This window comes from Streptomyces viridochromogenes DSM 40736 (assembly GCF_000158955.1).
In the GTDB taxonomy this organism is placed as follows: Bacteria; Actinomycetota; Actinomycetes; order Streptomycetales; family Streptomycetaceae; genus Streptomyces; species Streptomyces venetus.
Genome location: NZ_GG657757.1, coordinates 776110 through 794034, shown reverse-complemented (window position 1 = coordinate 794034; position 17925 = coordinate 776110). Strand labels below are relative to the sequence as shown.

The window sequence follows — 17925 nt, the reverse complement described above, 5'->3', positions numbered from 1 at the left end:
TCGTCGAGCAGCGGGCCGTCGGTGTCGTCGTCGAGCCGCTCAGCGCCGACCCGGGCCGGCTGGCCCGGCTGCGCGAGCGGGGCATCCCGCTCGTCCTGGCCGACCGGGCGATGCCGGAACGGGACGGCTGCTCGGCCTCCGTCGACGACATCGCCGGCGGCCGCATCGCCGTACAGCACCTCCTCGACCGCGGGGCACGCGACATCCTCGTCGTCAACGGCGAGCGCGGGATACGCCAGTGCGCCGACCGGTACCAGGGGGCCAGGCAGGCCGTGCGCAGCCGACGGGAGGCACGGCTGGACCAGGTCGTCGCCGAGCAGATGTCCGTCGCGTACGGCAAGAAGATCGCGGACGGGCTCGACGACCTGCCCGGCGGGGTGTTCTGCACCAACGACTTCCTCGCGGCCGGCCTGTGCCGGGGGCTGACCGAACGGGGCCTGCGCATCCCCGAGGACGTGCAGGTCGTCGGCTACGGCGACCTCGACATAGCGAGCTTCGGGGCGACCACACTGACGACCGTCCGGCAGCCGGTCGAAGACCTCGGCCGGGCCGCCGTCGAGATGCTGCTCGACGAGATCGAGGCCCGCGCGGACCACGTCCACGAGACCCGCGTCTTCGCCCCCGGCCTCGTCCTGCGGGACTCCACCCGACCGCCCGCCTAAAGGGTGTTGCAGGAGGCCCGCCACCGAGCCTTCCGCAACACCCTTTAGACCGGAATCCGCAGCGTCACCGGCCCCGACAGCCCCGACGACCGTTGGGACTCGAACGCCCAGGCGGTCGGTGTGGCCTCCGCCAAATAGGGCGCCAGCGTGCCCCGGACCGTCACCTCCAGCCGGACGGTACGCCCGGCCGCACCGCGCAACGGGAAGCGGTACGGCGCGCAGAACGCCTCCCCGGCGAACTCCCCGTCGACCGACAACTCCACACTGCCCCGCACCCGCCCGAGATCCAGCACCGGATCGGCCCCCGACGGCACCTCCACCGCACGCGCGTACGTCACACCCCCGCTCCAACTGCCCAGGCCCAGCTGCCGCCAGTCGCCCAGAGGCAGCGGTGCCGGCACGGTGCGCACCCGAACCGGCCCGTGCCATGCCGAGCCGCCCCGCAGGACCGCCGTCGGTTCGGTGACCACCTCGACCTCAGCCGGGGTGGACAGCGGCTGACGCAACCGCAGCGTCCTTCCGTCCCAGGAGAGTTCTCCGACGCCGCTGACCTGCACCCGCGCCCCGAGCGCCAACGGCAGGTCGAGGGAGACCGTTCCCGCCGGCACCGTGAAGCGGAAGCGCTGCGGCACCGTCCGGACGTCGTCCGTGGAGCGCGAGGGCCACACGGCGTGCCCGAGCACCGGCCGGCCCGTCAGCCACGCGCTCTCCGGCAGCGGATGCGGCCGCACCACGGCGTCGCAGTGCCGCAACTCGCCCCGCCTGCGCTCGTCCTCGATCGTCCGCCCCCGCCATCCGCCCGACGCCGCCTCCCACCCGGCGCCGCTGACCAGGGCCGTCACCTCGGCCCCGGAACGCACCACCAGGTCGGCGAAGACCGCGTCCCGGACGTCGGCGGTGTCGGCGACGAGCTCCAGGATGTGCTCGCCCGCGCCGAGCGCCGGTTCGTGGCGGAAGAACATCGGCACGGCGCCCCAGTCGGCCTCGTAGTACTCCACCTTCTCCTGCCGCGCCACGACGTCCCCGTCGAGCAGGACCGTGACTGCCGAGGCGGCGCCCACGACGAGCACCGCCCGAGCATCGTCGTGCGGGACCCGCAGCCGGGCCCGGTACGTCACCCGGCCGTCGGGCCGCACTCCGTCGGGCGGACGCATGAACCGGGGACGCGGCCCGAGTCCGCCCGGTGCGGACAGACAGAAGAAGCTGCCCAGCGGCGTGCCGTCGCCCGCCGAGATGGTCGAGGGGCGGCTCTGCGCGCCGGAGAGTTCGTACTCGAGCACGTTGCGGCCCCGGCTCACCGTGACCCGGGCGGAGGCCAGGTAGCCGTGGTCCGGGTCCAGCGGCTCGCCGTTCCACCACACCCGCTTGACCGCCTCTGCGCCGACGTGCAGTTGCGCGGGCCCCCTCCGGTCGGTCTCCACGATCGCCCGGACCCGGGCGGCCGTTTTGCCGCCCGGCACGGGCACACGGACGAACTCCTCGTTCACCAGCCCCTTGAGGCCCAGCAGCCCGCCCGGATCCGGGATGCCGCGGCTCGACGAGTACACCGCGACGTCCCAGCCCGCGTCCGTCGGCACCAGGGGCAGCTCTCCGGCCAGGACCCGTTCGACGGCGGCGGTGTCCAGCGGCTGCGGCACCTGACCGACAGGCAGCGGGGCAAGGACGCGGACCCGGTTGCCGTAGGTGGCCCGGATCCGCTCCCACGCCGCGCCCTCGGTCCACTCCAGTGACCAGATCTGTGGCTCCGCCACGGACGATCCCGGCGGCAGCGCCAGATCACCCCAGGTGTTGTCCATGGTAAAAGACCAGCCGGCCGTGCCAGCCGGCCGAGACGTCGATCACCCGCGCCGGGGCCTCACGCGCGGGACGCGTCGGCACCGGCCGGCCCTCGCGCCACACGACGAGGGCCGCGGGGGCCCCGTCCAGCGGAACCTCGATGGTCGAGTGCGTGCCGTCGTCGGAGACGGTGACGCGCGCGGGGCCGCGGGAGCCGGTCGCCGGGTTCCAGACCTCGGCTTCGGCGACCTCGGCCCGCACCGTCACGGACGAGACACCCGCGCCCCTCGCCCGACGGGGGCGGTGCCGGGTCCGCAGCGGATGGGCGCCGATCTCGGGGAAAGGCCGCCCGTGACCAGCGCGACCGCTTTCGCCGCCCCCTGCGCCTGACGAGCAGCGGAAACGTCGCCCCGTGGCATGTCCGGGCCGCGTCGCCCACCGCCCGCCGCGCCGGCCTCGGGGCCGGGCACCCCGCTTCCAGCCGGGGATGGGGCCACCAGCGCCGCCACCACCGAGTCGTCGCCGTGACCGGCCGGCGGCCGTGGCGGGCGCACGGCCCACGACGACGACCCGGCCGCCCGCGTCCAGCAGTTCGGTCAGCCGCCGCGCCGTCTCCTCCTCCAGCACGCTCGCCGACGGCAGCAGCACCGCGGTGTACGCGAGGTCCCTGATCCGCAGGGCGCCGTCGGTGGTCTTGGCACGCTGGACCGAGTCGTCGTCGACGACGTCGAAGGAGATCCCGCGCCGGTCCAGGGCGCCGACGCGCGGGCCGAGCCAGTTGTTCGTGCCGCACAGGTCCAGGTAGTGGCGCTGCGTCTCGTCGGCCTCGGCGTGACCGTCACCCAGCAGGCCGTCACCGAAGTGCCGGACCGGCGCGTCCAGCGGCAGGAGGGCCTGCATGGTGGCGGTCGGGTGCAGCACCGCCACGTCCGCCGCGTAGCTGCCCCACGACATGATCGAGCAGATCCGGGCCACGGCCCGGGAGAACGCCGGGTACTGCTTCCAGTAGGGCTGCCGCCAGTCCGTGGACGGCGGCGCCCACTCGAACCACCCGCCCGCGGTCCCGAAGTAGCTGGCGTGCGGGTTGTACAGGTTGGCGCCGCTGCGCAGGAACGGCAGCAGCCAGTGGTACGTGTCCTCCAGCGTGCCGCCCCAGCCGGAGGAGTGGAACGCCTCGATCCAGACCCGCTCGTGTCCGTAGAGGTGGGCCATCGAGGAGTGCACCTTGGCGTCGCCGTGATGGTCGCTGCCCGCGGCGCCGTACCAGCGATGGGTGCGGAAGTAGTCGGTGTAGATCTGCGTCGACTGGGCCGGGTAGCCCGCGCGGGCGGGATGGCTCTGGTCGCTGCCCAGCAGCATCCCGCGCTCCCGGTGCCATGCGGAGAGCGGCCGGAACAGGGCCTCCTCGGTCAGTTCCGCGCGGACCGCGTAGTAGTCGGCGCGGACCTCCGACTCCGCGGCGGTGGCGCCCGTGCCGAACAGGGCCGGCAGATGGTCGAGCAGGTCGTAGCCGCGCCGGGCGCGGAACTCCGCCGCGAAGCGGTGGCTCCAGGTGTTGGTGCCCGGCAGTTCGTCCTGGAAGCTGCCCGCGACGACGGTCCCCAGGTGGCCGGGCACCCGCCGGTCGTACTCGTGGTGCACGGCGTCCATCAGCAGGCCGACGGCGTCCGGGTCCAGATAGTCGAACGCCGTGGGGACGGAGGTGACGAGCCGTACGCCGGTCCCGTCGGCTGCGGGGACGCGCACCCTGCCCGGCCCGTCCACGTCGAGGTCCAGACGCCGGCCCTCCGCGGAGTACGCGGCCAGCGGGGTCTCGGTGTCCCGCAGGACGACCGCGCCCTCGGAGACGGTGACGTCACGACAGCGCAACGCAGCACCTCTGGCCTCTGGGTGACGTCGCGTCACGCCGCCCTGCACATTGGCGCCCGAGAAGCCGATCTGGTCGTAGAACCACAGGCGCGTGCCCAACTCCGCGGCGATCTCGCAGGCGTCGGTGAAACGCGCCCACCACTCCTCGCCGAACCACGCCGGATCGTCGGCCCGGGCGCCGAACGTCGGGCCGGCCGGAGCCAGGTTGATCACGACGAGGTTGTGGACACCGCCCTGCGCGAACGCCCGCATCTGCCAGGCGAGTCGCTCGCGGGTGACCTTCGCACCCGACCACCACCACAGGGGAGCGGGGCCGAAATCGCGGGGCGGGTTCTCGAACAGGTGCCGGAGCGCGGGGGAGACCACGGACATCGTCCTTCCCCTGAAACGTTTTTAGGCCACCTTCACCGTAGGCGACCTGCGGCGGTCACGCCATATCCGAGGACGGCACGGCGGAACCCGAGGGGACGCGCCGATGTCTGCGCGACGTCTTGTTGCAACGTTTTTCCCGCCCTATATTCGCTGCGACCAGGCCCCCCGGAACCGCGATGTCACCAGACGACGGAGTCGCATCATGGCCGGTAACCGCCCCATCCCCAAGCAGCTCTGGAAGGCCGCCGCCCTGTCGGGCATGGCCTCCTACCTCGACGCCGGGCTGATCGTCAGCATCTCCGTCAACCTGGCCATCTACCGCGACAGTTACGACATGGGTGTGTGGATGGCCGGGGCGATCAGCGCGATCGTCACCGGCTGCATCGCCGTCGGGTCCCTGGTCGGCGGACGGCTCGCCGACCTCTTCGGCCGCCGCCGCGTCTACAACTGGGACATCTTCTGCTTCGCCCTCGGCGCCATCGTCATCACCCTGGCACCGGACGACGTCACGCTGCTGATCGGCGTCCTCGTCGCCGGAATCGCGGCCGGCGCCGACCTGCCGACCTCCCTCGCCGTCGTCTCGGACGCCGCGCCCTCCTGGGCCCGCGGCAGGCTCGTCGCCTTCACCCAGGTGATGTGGATGCTGGGTATCGCCGTCGCCGTCTTCCTCGGCTTCGTGCTGTCGACCACGGGCATGACCGGGGCCCGGCTCATCACCGGACAGCTGGCCGTGGCGGCGCTCGTCACCTGGGCCATGCGCTCCCGGCTGAAGCTGACCGGCGAGTACGCGGACGACGACGCCCGGGACACCGGGGCGGAAGCCGCCCCGAGCGGGACCGCGCTCCGGAACGTGTGGACGCGGGCCGCCCTGCTGCCCATGGCGGCGACGTTCGTCTTCTATGTCACCTGGGGTCTCGGGGCCAACACCTTCGGCCAGTTCGGCACCTACCTGCTCGTCACCGTCAGCGACGCCTCACAGAGCCTGGCCACCGGCATCAACCTGGCCTTCATCCCGATCGGCGTGCTGCTGACCATCGCCTTCGTCCGAGTCGCCGACACTCCCTGGCGTGACCGGCTGTTCTACACCGCGGCCACCGTGCAGATCCTCGCCTTCGTCATCGCCTCACTGACGGCAGGGGCGCTCGTCGGCATGCTCGTGTTCTTCGTCCTCTACCAGCTCTCCTATCCCTTCGCGGGCGAGGCCAACTACAAGGTGTGGTCCCAGCTCACGCTGCCCGCCGACACCCGCGGCACCACCCAGGGACTCACCTACGCCCTGTCGCGCGCGGTCTACGCGATCGCCGCGTTCTTCACCCCCGCGCTGCTCGACCACAGCCCCTCCGTGCTGCTCTGGACGATCACCGCCTGCATGACCCTGGCGGCCTTCGCCGGCGTGTTCATCATCCGGGTCCTGGTCCCGCGTTCCCCCGGTGCGGTCCGCGACAGAGCGGACCCGCGCGTCGCCAGCACCGAGCCGCAGCAGACCTGACAAGGAGCACCGACCATGGCAACGACCGCGGACCGCACGGCCGCAGGGGCCGCCGCCCTGCACGACCTGCTCCCGCCGGTCACCCGGCGCCGCACCCGCATCGGGCTGGTCGCCGGCGGACTCGGCACGTACTGGCCGCAGTTCCCCGGACTCCTCCCGCAACTGAAGGAGTCCGCCGCCTACGTAGCCGAACGCTTCCGGGGGATGGACGCGGAGGTGACCGACGCCGGGTTCGTCTCCGACGCCCAGGAAGGAGCCCGTGCCGCCGAGGAACTGCGCAGGGCCGACTGCGACCTGATCGTGCTGTTCCTGACGACGTACCTCACCTCCTCGATGGTGCTGCCGATCGCCCAGCGCTCGCACACGCCGGTGCTGGTCATCGACCTCCAGCCGACCGAGCGGATGGACCACGCCTCCTTCGACACCGGGGCCTGGCTGGCCTACTGCGGACAGTGCCCCGTCCCCGAGGTCGGCAACGTCTTCCGGCGCGCCGGCATCCCCTTCCGCTCCGTCTCCGGCTGGCTGCGGCAGGAGTCCGCCTGGCGGCGCATCGAACAGTGGATCCGGGCCGCGCACATCCGCGCCGCGCTCCGGCACGCCCGGCACGGCCTCATGGGACACGTGTATCCCGGCATGCTCGACGTGCAGACCGATCCGACACTGCTGTCCACCACGTTCGGCTCGCACGTCGAGGTACTGGAGTTCGACGACCTGCGGCACCGGGTGGAACGCGTCACCGAGACGGAGACCCGGGAGCGGATGGCGCTCGCCCGGCAGGTCTTCACCCTCGACGACAGCGTGGTCGAGGAGGACTTCGCCTGGGGCGCGACCGTGTCGGTCGCCCTCGACCGGCTGGTGGCGGACTTCGCACTCGACAGCCTCGCCTACTACCACCGCGGCCTCGACGGCGAACTGTACGAGCGGCTCGGCGCCGGCATGATCCTGGGCGCCTCCCTGCTCACGGCCCGGGGCGTGCCGGCCGCCGGGGAGTACGAACTGCGCACCAGCGTGGCCCAGCTCGCCTCCCAGAGCGTCGGCGCCGGGGGCTCCTTCACCGAGATCCAGGCCCTCGACTTCGAGGACGGCGTCGTGGAGATGGGCCACGACGGACCCGCCCACCTCGCGGTCAGCGCCCGCGACCCCCTGCTGCGCGGGCTCGGCGTCTACCACGGCAAACGCGGCTGGGGCGTGAGCGTGGAGTTCGACGTCCGGCACGGGCCCGTCACCCTGCTCGGTCTCGGCCAGGACGCCGATGGCAGCCTGTCCTTCGTCACCTCCGAGGGCACCGTCGTACCCGGACCGCTGCTGGAGATCGGCAACACCACCAGCCGCGTCGACTTCGGCCGCGACCCCGGCGAATGGGTGGACGCGTGGAGCGCCACGGGCGTCGGCCACCACTGGTCCCTCGCGGTGGGCCACCACGCGGCCGACTTCAGGGCGGCGGCGAGCCTGCTGGGCATCGACCACCGGCAGGTGTGAGCGCGCGGCTCGTCTGGGACGGGTGTCGAGGGACGAGTGTCGAGGAATGGGTGTCGCCCCCACCCGGGGATGGGTGTGGGCACCGATGGTGCCGGGTGCGGGACCCGTGTGAGGCTGGCAGCGTCGTCGAGGCTCGCGTGAGTGTCATGGCCGCGGCCTCGGGATGCGCCGAGAAGGCGCACGACGCTGTCCGTCACACCCCACGAAGGAGGAGCCCTTATCCATCCCCGCACGGTGAAACGATCCGCTCCCTGCGCTCCCACGAAGGCGGTGACCCGTGGGACACGCTGACAGCCTCCTCGCCATGGGCGGCGCCTTCCTGGCCGCCGCCCTCCTCGCCCGTCTCGGCGGCCGGATCGGACTCCCGACGATCCCGCTGTTCATGCTCGCCGGCATCCTGCTCGGCCCGCACACCCCGGGGCTGGTCATCGTCGAGGACGCACACGACTTCGAGATGCTCTCCGCACTCGGACTGGTGCTGCTGCTGTTCTACCTGGGCCTGGAGTTCCACCTCGACGACCTCAAGAGCGGCGGTCGGCGTCTGCTGACGGCGGGCGGGATCTATCTGCTGCTCAACGTCGGCGCCGGACTGGTCTTCGGCTTCGCCCTGGGCTGGGGCGTCCGCGAGGCGCTGGTGCTCGCCGGTGTCCTGGGGATCTCCTCGTCCGCCATCGTCACCAAGATCCTCATCGACCTGGGCCGCATCGGCCGCCCGGAGACCCGTCTCATCCTGGGCGTCATCGTCGTCGAGGACATCTTCCTCGCGCTGTACCTGGCCGCGCTCCAGCCGGTCATCAGCGGCGCCCAGGGCCTCGGGGACATGTTCCTCCAGGGCGCCAAGGCCTTCGGTTTCCTCCTGGTGCTGGCCGCGGCGGCACGCTACGGCACGAAACTGGTCGGACGGCTCATCGCGACCCGCGACAACGAGCTGCTCGTCATCAGCTTCCTCGGCGCGGCCGTCCTGGTCGCGGGAGTCTCCGAGACCCTCGGAGTCGCGGACGCCATCGGCGCGTTCATGGTCGGCCTGATCCTGGCGGGCACGCCCTCCGGACCGCGCATCAGGGAACTGGTGCATCCGCTGCGCGACGCCTTCGCGGCGATCTTCTTCTTCGCGTTCGGGCTCTCCATCGACCCCGGCGACATCGTGTCCGTCGTCGGACCGGTCACCGCGGCGGCCCTGCTGACCGTCGTCATGAACGTCGCCGCCGGACTGCTCGTCGCCCGTGTGTACCGCTACGGCACCGAGCCCGCCGCCGAGATCGCCACGACCCTCGTGGCCCGCGGGGAGTTCGCGCTGATCCTGGCCGCCATGGCCGCCAGCGCCGGACTCGACGACCGCCTCGCCCCGTTCATCGCCGGGTACGTCCTCGTCCTCGCGATCCTGGGCCCCATCGCCGCCGGACGCGCGCACCAGCTCGCCCGCGCCCTGCGCTTCGCCCAGGACCTCCTGCCCGGCCGCACGCGCCCACCGCACGACACCGAGCCCGGGCGTGAACCCGAACCCGAGGGCGAGACCACCGCCCCACCCGCTCTGCCGGCCGAGGCCGAACGCTAGTCCGCGCTGCCGGCTTCAGGCTTCGATCAGCCCCACTCGGATGGCGTAGCGGGTCAGCTCCAGACGGTCCTTCAGACCGAGCTTCTGGAGCAGGTTGGCCCGGTGGCGCTCCACCGTCTTGGGGCTGATGACCAGCAGGTCGGCGATCTGCTGCGAGGTGTGGCCCTCGGCGACGAGCTTGAGGATCTCCTCCTCACGGTCGGTGATGGCCCGGGAGGGCAGGGCGCGGCCCTCCCGGGCCCGGTCGAGGAAGTCACGCACGAGCGCGTTGACGGCACCGGGATACAGGAACGGCTCACCCCGCATGGTGGCGCGGCACGCCTCCACCAGGTCACGGTCCGCGACCGACTTGAGGACGTAACCCGAGGCGCCGGCTCCGAGAGCCTCGAAGAAGAACTGCTCGTTGTCGTACATGGTCAGGACGAGGATCCGCGTCTGCGGGCACGTCCGGGACAGCTCCCGGGCGGCCTGCAGCCCCGTCAGACGGGGCATGGCGATGTCGAGGACGGCGAGATCGGGGCGGTGCGCCCGGGCCTGGGCGACGGCCTCGGCACCGTCGTCCGCCTCGGCGACGACGGTGAGGTCGGATTCGGCGTCCAGGATGAGCCGCACGCCGCGCCGCACCAGGGCGTGGTCGTCGGCGAGCAGGATGCGGGTGGGGGTCGAGTCGTTCATGATCGGCCGTTCCGGTCGGGATCGCGTACGGGGACGGGGACGGTCAGGCGCACTTCGGTGCCTCTGCCCGGGCCGGCACCCAGACCGAGGCCGGCACCCACGAGCAGGGCACGTTCACGCATGCCGCGGATGCCGGCTCCCTCGGGCGCGTCGCCGAGGCCGCCGCCGTCGTCGCTGACCCGCAGCTCCACGCCCGTCGCGGTACGCCGCAGCGCGAGGTGGGCGTGCCGTGCCCCGGCATGGCGGGCGACATTGGTGAGTCCTTCCTGCGCGACGCGGTAGACGACGAGTTCGGCCTCCCGGCCGAGCGGCGGCAGGTCCGTGCCGAGGCGGTGCCGCACGGACAGACTGGGGCCGGCGAAGTCCGTGGCGAGCGACTTGAGCGCACTGGCCAGACCCAGTTCGTCGAGCACGCCGGGGCGCAGCCGGCGGGCGATCCGGCGGATCTCGTCCAGGCCGGCCCGGGTGGTCTCCTGCACCTGGTGCAGCTCCTCCAGCAGGTCGGGCGGGGCCTGACCGGCCACCCGCTTGAGTTCGAGCAGGACGGCGGTGAGCGTCTGCCCGACCTCGTCGTGCAGTTCCTGCGCGATCCGGCGCCGCTCGGCCTCCTGGGCGGAGAGCACCCGGGCGCTGCTCGTGGCCCGCTCGTCCTCCAGGCGGTCGAGCATGGTGTTGAACGTCGTGATCAGCTCGGCGACCTCGGCCTGGCCACCGACCTCCGGGCGCCGCCCCGGACGTAGCAGGTCGATCGTCGTCATGGCGCGCGTGAGGCGCTGGAGCGGGGCGAGGCCGATCCGCAGCAGCAGGGCGTTGGCGACGAGCATGGCGGCCAGGCCCACCGTGAGCACCGCGGCCTCGGTGAGCAGGACCGGCGTGGACACCGTCACCGGACCCAGCAGCAGCGCCGTGGCCGTGATGAGCACGAGGGCGTTCAGCAGGAAGATCCGCCAGAACAAGGGCACCGCGTACCGCCTCCTCGACACCGTCGTCCTCCAGCGTGTGCGCTGCCCGGCCGCGTCGCCATCCGTGACACCACCCATCCTCGAACCGAACACCCGCCTGCTCGGACGGCGTTCGTACAGCGCGGCCACCGGGAAGGATGAGGGTTGGGCCCGATGGCGGCAGCCGCTGGAGGGGGAGAGGCTGAAGCCCCGGTGAGACCGGCCGCGCCGCGCATCGGCGGGCGGTCCGCCGCCGCACCGTCACGTGGCCCGACACCCCTGGATTCGCCATGGCCTCGGCCGTGCGCTGCCCCGAGGCGCTGTCGGGTTCCGGAAGGGAGAAGCCGTGCCCCAGTCCGAACACGAACGTCTCGTCGACCTCGCAGCACGTCTCGAGCGGGAGGACCCCGGATTCGCCCGGGCCATGCGAGCGGGCCGCCCGGCGCGGCCCCGGGAGTACCGGCGCACCGGGCCGTGGTGGGGGCTGGCACTCGGCATGGTCCTGCTGGGCACGGGCATCGCCCTCGCCCAGGGGCTGCTCATCGCGGCCGGACTGGTCCTCGTCGGGATGGCGGCCCAGCTGGTCGATCCGGACCCTGCCCGCCGGGGGCGCCAGGGGCCCGGGCGACGCTGAGGCGAGCACGCCGGCGGGGCGACGTACACCATGTCGGCCGGACCCACTACCTGGCCGCCTCGTGTCCCGGGGCGTGCCCGCGGACCGTGTCGCGGAAGGCGATGGGGGTCTGTCCGGTGCGCTGGTGGAAGTACTTGCTGAAGTGGGTGGCGCTGGAGAAGCCGAGGCGGCCGGCGATTCGGGCGTCCGGCTGTTCTGACCCGGTCCCCACCCCCGTGTCGTCGCTGTGGGAGACGGCTGTGACCTGCGGAAGGCTGGGATCTTCCGGGCCGGACACGGCATGGCGGAGGGGGCCGGGGGTGCCCGCCGGAAGGGTGCAGTCGTAACCCGTGTGATCGCCCCGGATGGTGGGACGGCCCGAGATGACTGACGGTGGTTCACGTCGAGGCCGGGTCCGTGAGCTGGCGAGGCGTCAGCTGCCCGGCCCGTGACGGAAGGACTCACCGATGCGCTCTGCCCGCATGCTGCTCGCGACGGCCACGGCCACGGCCGCCCTCGCGATCGCCGCACCCGCCGCCTGTGCCGAGGCGATGGGTGACTGGGACCACGACAACAGTTCTTACAGCAAGGAGCACCACAAGGACGGCGAAGACCACGCGCCGCGCGGTGGGGTACACACGGGTGGCGGAGCGCTGTCCGTGGCCGGCACGGACGACGGCTGGGACGACTCCAAGTACGACCCGGACACCTACAAGGACGAGGGCGGCGACGACTGGGGCGACAAGCAGGACGAGGACCCCTACGGCGACGAGCAGGGCAAGAGCTCGTACGGCGACAAGCAGGACGAGCACGGGAAGTCCGAGGAGCACGGCAAGTCCGAGGAGCACGGCAAGGACGAGGAGCACGGCAAGGACGAGGAGCACGGCAAGGACGAGGAGCACGGCAAGGACGACGACCACGAGAAGGGCGCCTGGCAGGGCGAGCACGACAAGCCGCGCGGCGGGATGCACACCGGTGGCGGCGCCCTGGCGTCCATGCCCGGCGTCACCGCCGGCGGGCTCGCCGTACTGGCGGTGGCCGGCACCGGCCTGTACGCCCTGAGGCGCCAGAAGGTCTCGCAGGGCACGGCATGACCGATGCCTGACCGCATAGCCGCCGTGGCCGCCGCACGTGTCCCTCGCGTCGCGGCGGCCCGGCTCGTCACCCGCGAGCCGCGCCCGCCGCCGTGTCCTTTCCGCTGCCGTGTCCGAGTGAGGTGGTCTCCGATGGCAGCCAGCCCCCTTCTTCCCGACGACCCCGGGCCGTCAAGACGGCGATTCCGCACCATCGTCACGATCCTCTGGTCCGTGGCCGCCCTGGTCCTGACCGTGAGCCTGATCGCCGGCGGGGACGAGTCGTCCGACGCCGGCACCCCGCCGCACGCCCCACCGGCCGTCTCGAGCGCCACGTCGGCCGCGCCCGACGCCCCGGCCCAGGCCCGACGCGCACCGGTCCGCCCGCGCCGAGGCCGGCCGGCATCTGCCGCGATCCCGGCCGGGTCCGCCTGCTCATCCCGGGGATCTCGGTGAACGCGCCCTTCACCGACTCGCATCGACCGTTCGGGCCGACTCGAACCCCTTCCGCCCGACAACACCAACCTCGTCGGCTGGTACGCCAAGGGCGTCTCGCCGGGCGAGGCCGGTACCGCGATCATCGCGGGCCACGTCGACACCGCGACCGCCCCGGCCGTCTTCGCGAGTCTCGGCGAGCTGAAGAAGGGGGACCGGTTCCACGTGGTGCGGGCCGACGGCCGCAAGGCGACCTTCGTGGTCGACGACGCGGACTCCTTCGCCAAGGACGACTTCCCCAGCGAGCGCGTCTACGGCGACACCCCCGACGCCCAGGTCCGGCTCATCACCTGCGCGGGTGCCTACGACCGTCAGGCCCGGGACTACACCGAGAACCTGGTGGTCTTCGCCCACCTCGTCTGACATCCGGGCCCACGGCCTGACTTGGTGTTTTACAGTGACTGACACCATTCCAGACGCGACCGTGGGACCTGTGAGGTATTCGCGAACCATGACGACAGAGACGTTTGAGTTCCAGGTAGAGGCACGTCAGCTGCTGCAGCTGATGATCCACTCGGTCTACTCGAACAAGGATGTCTTCCTGCGGGAACTCGTATCCAACGCCTCCGACGCGCTCGACAAGCTGCGCCTGGAGAAGCTGCGGGACGACTCGCTCGACGCCGACGTGTCGGACCTGCACATCCGGATCGACGTCGACAAGGACGCCCGTACCCTCACGGTGCGGGACAACGGCATCGGCATGTCGTACGACGAGGTCGGACAGCTCATCGGCACCATCGCCAACTCGGGCACCGCCACCTTCCTGAAGGAGCTGCGGGAGGCTCAGGAAGGGGGTGACGCCGAAGGGCTCATCGGCCAGTTCGGCGTCGGTTTCTACTCCGGGTTCATGGTGGCGGACGAGATGACCCTGGTGACCCGGCGGGCCGGCGAGGGCCAGGGCACCCGGTGGACGTCGCGCGGCGAGTCCACGTACACGCTGGAGAGGGTCGACGACGCGCCGCAGGGCACGTCCGTGACGCTCCACCTCAAGCCCGCCGACCCGGAGAACCAGCTCCACGACTACACCTCCCCGTGGAAGATCAGGGAGATCGTCAAGCGGTACTCGGACTTCATCACCTGGCCCATTCGGACGGTCCCGGAGCCGGCGGGCGAGGGGGACGCCACGCCCGAGCCCGAGACGCTGAACTCGATGAAGGCGCTGTGGGCGCGTTCACGCGACGAGGTGTCCGACGACGAGTACCACGAGCTGTACAAGCACATCAGCCACGACTGGCGCGAGCCCCTGGAGACGATCCGGCTCCAGGCGGAGGGCACCTTCGAGTACCAGGCCCTGCTGTTCATCCCCTCGCACGCCCCGCACGACCTGTTCACACGGGACTTCCGGCGCGGTGTCCAGCTGTACGTGAAGCGCGTCTTCATCATGGACGACTGCGAGGCGCTGCTGCCGCCGTACCTCCGCTTCGTCAAGGGCGTGGTCGACGCTCAGGACCTCTCGCTCAACGTGTCCCGCGAGATCCTCCAGCAGGACCGGCACATCCAGATGATGCAGCGCCGGCTGACGAAGAAGGTCCTGTCCACGATCAAGGAGATCAGGACCAAGGACGCCGACCGCTACGCGACGTTCTGGCGGGAGTTCGGCACCGCCCTGAAGGAGGGCCTGGTCACCGACTCCGAGAACCGGGACGCCATCCTCGCCGTCTCCTCGTTCGCGACCACGCACGCCGACGACGAGCCGACCACGCTGGCGCAGTACGTGGAGCGGATGAAGGACGGCCAGGACGACATCTACTACCTCACCGGCGAGTCCCGGCAGAGCATCGAGAACTCCCCGCACATGGAGGCGTTCCGGGACAAGGGTATCGAGGTCCTGCTGCTCACCGACCCGGTCGACGAGGTGTGGGTCGACGCCGTCGGCGAGTACGAGGGCAGGAAGCTGCGCTCCGTCGCCAAGGGCGAGATCGACCTCGACGGCGAGGGCGACGAGAAGGCCGGCGAGGAGCGGGAGAAGCAGGCCGAGGAGTACGCCGGACTGCTCGGCTGGATGCGGGAGCAGCTGGACGAGGACATCAAGGAGGTGCGCCTCTCGGCCCGGCTCACCGTCTCCCCGGCCTGCGTCGTCGCGGACGCGCACGACCTGACCCCCGCCCTGGAGAACATGTACCGGGCGATGGGCCAGGAAGTGCCGCGCACCAAGCGGATCCTCGAGCTCAACCCCGACCACCTGCTGGTCAAGGGCCTGAACCAGGCGTACAAGGAGCGCGAGGACCGCTCGGGCCTCGTCGAGTCCGCCGAGCTGCTCCACACGCTGGCGGTACTCGCCGAGGGCGGCCAGCCCAAGGACCCCGCCCGGTTCGTCAAGCTCGTGGCCGACCGCCTGGAGCGCACGCTGTAGGCCAGGGGCGGATCAGCGGTGGTCCGGGGCGTCCGCTCCAGCGGCGCCGGGCGGGGTCGTGCCGGTGCTCGGTGGGACGACCTCGCCCTGGACCACCCGCGGCGCGGGGCCCGTCCCGGCCTTTTCGTCCTTCGCGGCGCGGGCCTCCGCCTTGAGTATGCGGGCCGACTTGCCGGCCGAGCGGGCCAGTTCGGGGAACTTCTTGATCCCGATGACGGCGATGACGACGATGAGGATGATCGCGAGCTCGCTCAGTCCGAACATGATGTCCTGTCCTTTCTCGCCCGGGCCGGGCACGGCGTGAGCGTATCGGGCGGGGAGCACGGCGTGGCCGCCGCCTCGGAATGCGGGGCCAGGTGCCGGCGCAGGTGCGGAAGCATGCCGCGGTCGAGCAGGGCCTGCCGCCAGGACAGCCGGGCCTGCTCCACCCGTCCGGCCGTCGGGACACCCCGCCCGCCCAGGGCCGAGCGCAGCAGCGCGCACAGGGCGAGCAGACCGCTCACGGCCGCCACGAGCGCCAGTGTCCAGCCGGCCGCCACGAGCGATCCCGGCAACGGGCCCGGTGCGCCGGAGACCTGGAGCAGGAAGCCGAGCAGGAGCAGGGCCCCGGCGGAGGTGGCCGCCACGAGGGGGGTGAGCACCGCGAGGGCCGGCAGCAGGCTGCCCGAGCCGATCGGACGAGCCGCGTCCTTCCGGGCGGACGCCCGCACGGTCAGGTAGGTCCGGTACGGCTCACCGGCCGCCGCCGTGATCTCGTCGGCATGGGTGAGCGCGTGGGCACGCAGGCGGGCGGACGCCCCGCCGGTCGGGTCGGCGCGCAGGGCACCACGGATGTCCCCGTTGCTCAGCGCCAGGTGCAGCACCGCTTCGAAGTCCGCGCGGTCCTCGGGGCGGAGGCGGGACGGATCTGTCACATCGTCTCCCGGTCGGTTGCTGGTACGACCGCCGGGCCCGGCCGTTCCGGTGGGCCCGGCGGTGCGTTCGGTCCGTGTCAGACGTGCACACCGAAGTCGGACGCGATCCCGGCGAGCCCGGAGGCGTACCCCTGGCCGACGGCCCGGAACTTCCACTCCGCACCGTGCCGGTAGAGCTCACCGAAGACCATCGCGGTCTCGGTGGAGGCGTCCTCGGACAGGTCGTAGCGGGCGATCTCCTGACCGCCCGCCTGGTTGACGATCCGGATGAAGGCGTTACTGACCTGGCCGAAGCTCTGGCCGCGGTTCTCGGCGTCGTGGATGGACACCGGGAACACGATCTTGTCTATCTCGGCGGGCACGGCGGCGAGGTTCACCTTCACGGTCTCGTCGTCGCCCTCGCCCTCGCCGGTGAGGTTGTCGCCGGTGTGCTCGACCGAACCGTCCGGGCTCCTCAGGTTGTTGTAGAAGACGAAGTGCTGGTCCGAGGGGACCTTGCCGTTGGTCTCGAGGAGCAGCGCGGAGGCGTCGAGGTCGTAGTCGGTGCCGGTGGTCGTGCGCACGTCCCAGCCCAGGCCGACCAGGACGGCGGTGAGGCCCGGCGCCTCCTTGCTGAGCGAGACGTTGCCGCCCTTGGACAGGGAAACTCCCACAGGTTACTCCTTCTTGACGTGTGCGTTCCGGGTCCGGGTGGCGAACCCGGTTTTAAATCTACAGCACTGTAGAAGATGGGGGGCCGGTCCCGCGGATCTATACGATGTCCGCACGGGTCACGCAGGACGGCGGAAGGGAGACACGGCGGTGACGGATCCCCGGCAGCGTCCCCGGCGGGGGCAGGGCGAGCTGGAGGCGCTGGTGCTGTCGGCACTGCGGGAGGCGGACGGTCCGGCGACGGCCGGCTGGGTGCAGGAACGCCTCGGCGGTGACCTCGCCTACACGACGGTGATCACCATCCTGACGCGGCTGCTCGGCAAGGGCGCGGTCACCCGGGAGCGGGTCGGCCGGTCCTTCACCTGGACGTCCGCCTCGGACCAGGCGGGGCTGGCCGCGCACAAGATGCGCAAGGTCCTGGACGCGGAGACCGACCGCGGGGCCGTGCTCGCCAGCTTCGTCACGGGCCTCGGGCCGGACGACGAGCGGTTGCTGCGTGACCTGCTGGACCAGGCCCACGGCGAGGGGGAAGGCTGAAGCCTCATGGGGGTCTTCGTCTTTCTGCCGCTCGTCCTGCCGCTCACGGCCTGGCCGGTCGCGCGCCTCGCCGAGCAGCATCTGCATCCGCGCACCGCTACCCGGCTGCTGACCGTGATGGCCGCGGTGCTGGCGCTGTGCAGCACGGTGTGCCTGGGCCTGGTGATGGTCGTCGGCACCGCCCAACTGCCCGGAAACCCGCTGCCGGACGGCTGGTCCGACCCCGAGGTGCGGGCGGCGGTGCCCTACGACGAGGTCGTCGGCAAGGCCGCTATCCCCGCCCTGTGCGCGGTACTCGTCGCCTGCTGCCGGACGCTGTGGCGGCACGCCCGGGTGCGCCCGTCAGGCCCACCGCGCCCTGATCGGGCTGGCCGGACACGGAGGTGGCCGTACTTGTCCGACGGCGCCCCCGTACGCGTACGCGCTGCCCGGAGGCCGCCGGGGTGCCGCGTCCCGCGTGACGGTGCGCCG

At 71.9% G+C, this 17925-nt stretch carries 17 protein-coding genes and 1 pseudogene; 10 read left to right on the top strand and 8 right to left on the bottom strand.

Annotation, left to right across the window (positions count from 1 at the left end; genetic code table 11):
* The coding region (locus tag SSQG_RS03590) for a substrate-binding domain-containing protein (RefSeq protein ID WP_003988338.1) at positions 1–662 on the top strand (662 nt) is incomplete at its 5' end.
* A 44-nt stretch (positions 663–706) separates the two neighbouring features.
* Here SSQG_RS03590 and SSQG_RS42450 read toward each other — a convergent pair.
* Together SSQG_RS42450 and SSQG_RS42445 are read right to left on the bottom strand one after the other, a co-directional pair.
* Positions 707–2458: a hypothetical protein gene (locus tag SSQG_RS42450; protein ID WP_003988337.1), complete on the bottom strand. Its 1752-nt coding sequence runs from the start codon at positions 2456–2458 to the stop codon at positions 707–709.
* A complete protein-coding gene (locus SSQG_RS42445) occupies positions 2439–4679 on the bottom strand; it encodes a glycosyl hydrolase (RefSeq protein WP_003988335.1) in 2241 nt (746 codons plus the stop codon). Before SSQG_RS42445 ends, SSQG_RS42450 begins: the two co-directional genes overlap by 20 nt.
* A gap of 202 nt (positions 4680–4881) precedes the next feature.
* Here SSQG_RS42445 and SSQG_RS03580 point away from each other — a divergent pair, with 202 nt between their 5' ends.
* The 3 genes from SSQG_RS03580 to SSQG_RS03570 all read left to right on the top strand — a co-directional run bounded on the left by SSQG_RS03580 (position 4882) and on the right by SSQG_RS03570 (position 9202).
* A complete protein-coding gene (locus SSQG_RS03580) occupies positions 4882–6168 on the top strand; it encodes an MFS transporter (protein ID WP_003988334.1) in 1287 nt (428 codons plus the stop codon).
* Positions 6169–6183: 15 nt separating this feature from the next.
* The gene (locus tag SSQG_RS03575; protein ID WP_003988333.1) at positions 6184–7647 is read left to right on the top strand and encodes an L-fucose/L-arabinose isomerase family protein; all 1464 of its coding nucleotides are present in this window, start codon (positions 6184–6186) and stop codon (positions 7645–7647) included.
* Positions 7648–7924: 277 nt separating this feature from the next.
* Positions 7925–9202 carry a cation:proton antiporter gene (locus SSQG_RS03570; protein ID WP_003988332.1) on the top strand — a complete coding sequence of 426 codons (1278 nt, stop codon included), beginning with the start codon at positions 7925–7927 and terminating at the stop codon, positions 9200–9202.
* A 15-nt stretch (positions 9203–9217) separates the two neighbouring features.
* On the opposite strand, the gene SSQG_RS03565 is transcribed toward SSQG_RS03570, so the two are convergent.
* Together SSQG_RS03565 and SSQG_RS03560 are read right to left on the bottom strand one after the other, a co-directional pair.
* Positions 9218–9877 (bottom strand): response regulator, encoded by a 660-nt coding sequence (locus SSQG_RS03565; protein WP_003988331.1) that lies wholly within the window; start codon positions 9875–9877, stop codon positions 9218–9220.
* The gene (locus SSQG_RS03560) at positions 9874–10839 is read right to left on the bottom strand and encodes a HAMP domain-containing sensor histidine kinase (protein WP_039931873.1); all 966 of its coding nucleotides are present in this window, start codon (positions 10837–10839) and stop codon (positions 9874–9876) included. Before SSQG_RS03560 ends, SSQG_RS03565 begins: the two co-directional genes overlap by 4 nt.
* A 325-nt stretch (positions 10840–11164) precedes the next feature.
* Here SSQG_RS03560 and SSQG_RS03555 point away from each other — a divergent pair, with 325 nt between their 5' ends.
* Positions 11165–11452 (top strand): DUF3040 domain-containing protein, encoded by a 288-nt coding sequence (locus tag SSQG_RS03555; RefSeq protein ID WP_003988329.1) that lies wholly within the window; start codon positions 11165–11167, stop codon positions 11450–11452.
* Positions 11453–11498: 46 nt separating this feature from the next.
* Here SSQG_RS03555 and SSQG_RS40570 read toward each other — a convergent pair whose 3' ends face one another.
* Positions 11499–11663, bottom strand: a complete 165-nt coding sequence (locus SSQG_RS40570; protein ID WP_425314981.1) for a helix-turn-helix domain-containing protein — start codon at positions 11661–11663, stop codon at positions 11499–11501.
* Positions 11664–11898: 235 nt separating this feature from the next.
* Here SSQG_RS40570 and SSQG_RS03550 point away from each other — a divergent pair, with 235 nt between their 5' ends.
* The 3 genes from SSQG_RS03550 to htpG all read left to right on the top strand — a co-directional run bounded on the left by SSQG_RS03550 (position 11899) and on the right by htpG (position 15352).
* A complete protein-coding gene (locus SSQG_RS03550) occupies positions 11899–12525 on the top strand; it encodes a hypothetical protein (protein ID WP_003988327.1) in 627 nt (208 codons plus the stop codon).
* A gap of 456 nt (positions 12526–12981) precedes the next feature.
* Positions 12982–13362: a class F sortase gene (locus tag SSQG_RS42440; protein WP_244299453.1), complete on the top strand. Its 381-nt coding sequence runs from the start codon at positions 12982–12984 to the stop codon at positions 13360–13362.
* 88 nt (positions 13363–13450) lie between these two features.
* A complete protein-coding gene (gene htpG, locus SSQG_RS03540; RefSeq protein WP_003988325.1) occupies positions 13451–15352 on the top strand; it encodes a molecular chaperone HtpG in 1902 nt (633 codons plus the stop codon).
* Between the two features lie 12 nt (positions 15353–15364).
* On the opposite strand, the gene SSQG_RS03535 is transcribed toward htpG, so the two are convergent.
* From SSQG_RS03535 to SSQG_RS03525, 3 genes are all read right to left on the bottom strand, one after another.
* The gene (locus tag SSQG_RS03535; protein ID WP_039931872.1) at positions 15365–15616 is read right to left on the bottom strand and encodes a twin-arginine translocase TatA/TatE family subunit; all 252 of its coding nucleotides are present in this window, start codon (positions 15614–15616) and stop codon (positions 15365–15367) included.
* Entirely contained in the window at positions 15604–16266 is a 663-nt protein-coding gene (locus SSQG_RS03530) for a hypothetical protein (protein WP_039931871.1), read from the bottom strand. The genes SSQG_RS03535 and SSQG_RS03530 overlap by 13 nt, the downstream gene beginning before the upstream one ends.
* A gap of 77 nt (positions 16267–16343) precedes the next feature.
* On the bottom strand, positions 16344–16919 hold the full coding sequence (locus SSQG_RS03525; protein ID WP_003988322.1) for a TerD family protein: 576 nt from the start codon (positions 16917–16919) through the stop codon (positions 16344–16346).
* A gap of 148 nt (positions 16920–17067) precedes the next feature.
* On the opposite strand from SSQG_RS03525, the gene SSQG_RS03520 reads away from it, so the two are divergent.
* Positions 17068–17454, top strand: a complete 387-nt coding sequence (locus tag SSQG_RS03520) for a BlaI/MecI/CopY family transcriptional regulator (RefSeq protein WP_003988321.1) — start codon at positions 17068–17070, stop codon at positions 17452–17454.
* Between the two features lie 6 nt (positions 17455–17460).
* A pseudogene (locus SSQG_RS03515) lies at positions 17461–17925 on the top strand (M56 family peptidase); the annotation flags it as partial.

Excerpts from the sequence above, each read along its gene's own strand:
- SSQG_RS42450 (WP_003988337.1), bottom strand. The coding sequence starts at position 2,458 with ATGGACAACACCTGGGGTGATCTGGCGCTGCCGCCGGGATCGTCCGTG.
- SSQG_RS42445 (WP_003988335.1), bottom strand. The coding sequence starts at position 4,679 with ATGTCCGTGGTCTCCCCCGCGCTCCGGCACCTGTTCGAGAACCCGCCC.
- SSQG_RS03580 (WP_003988334.1), top strand. The coding sequence starts at position 4,882 with ATGGCCGGTAACCGCCCCATCCCCAAGCAGCTCTGGAAGGCCGCCGCC.
- SSQG_RS03575 (WP_003988333.1), top strand. The coding sequence starts at position 6,184 with ATGGCAACGACCGCGGACCGCACGGCCGCAGGGGCCGCCGCCCTGCAC.
- SSQG_RS03565 (WP_003988331.1), bottom strand. The coding sequence starts at position 9,877 with ATGAACGACTCGACCCCCACCCGCATCCTGCTCGCCGACGACCACGCC.
- SSQG_RS03550 (WP_003988327.1), top strand. The coding sequence starts at position 11,899 with ATGCGCTCTGCCCGCATGCTGCTCGCGACGGCCACGGCCACGGCCGCC.
- htpG (WP_003988325.1), top strand. The coding sequence starts at position 13,451 with ATGACGACAGAGACGTTTGAGTTCCAGGTAGAGGCACGTCAGCTGCTG.
- SSQG_RS03535 (WP_039931872.1), bottom strand. The coding sequence starts at position 15,616 with ATGTTCGGACTGAGCGAGCTCGCGATCATCCTCATCGTCGTCATCGCC.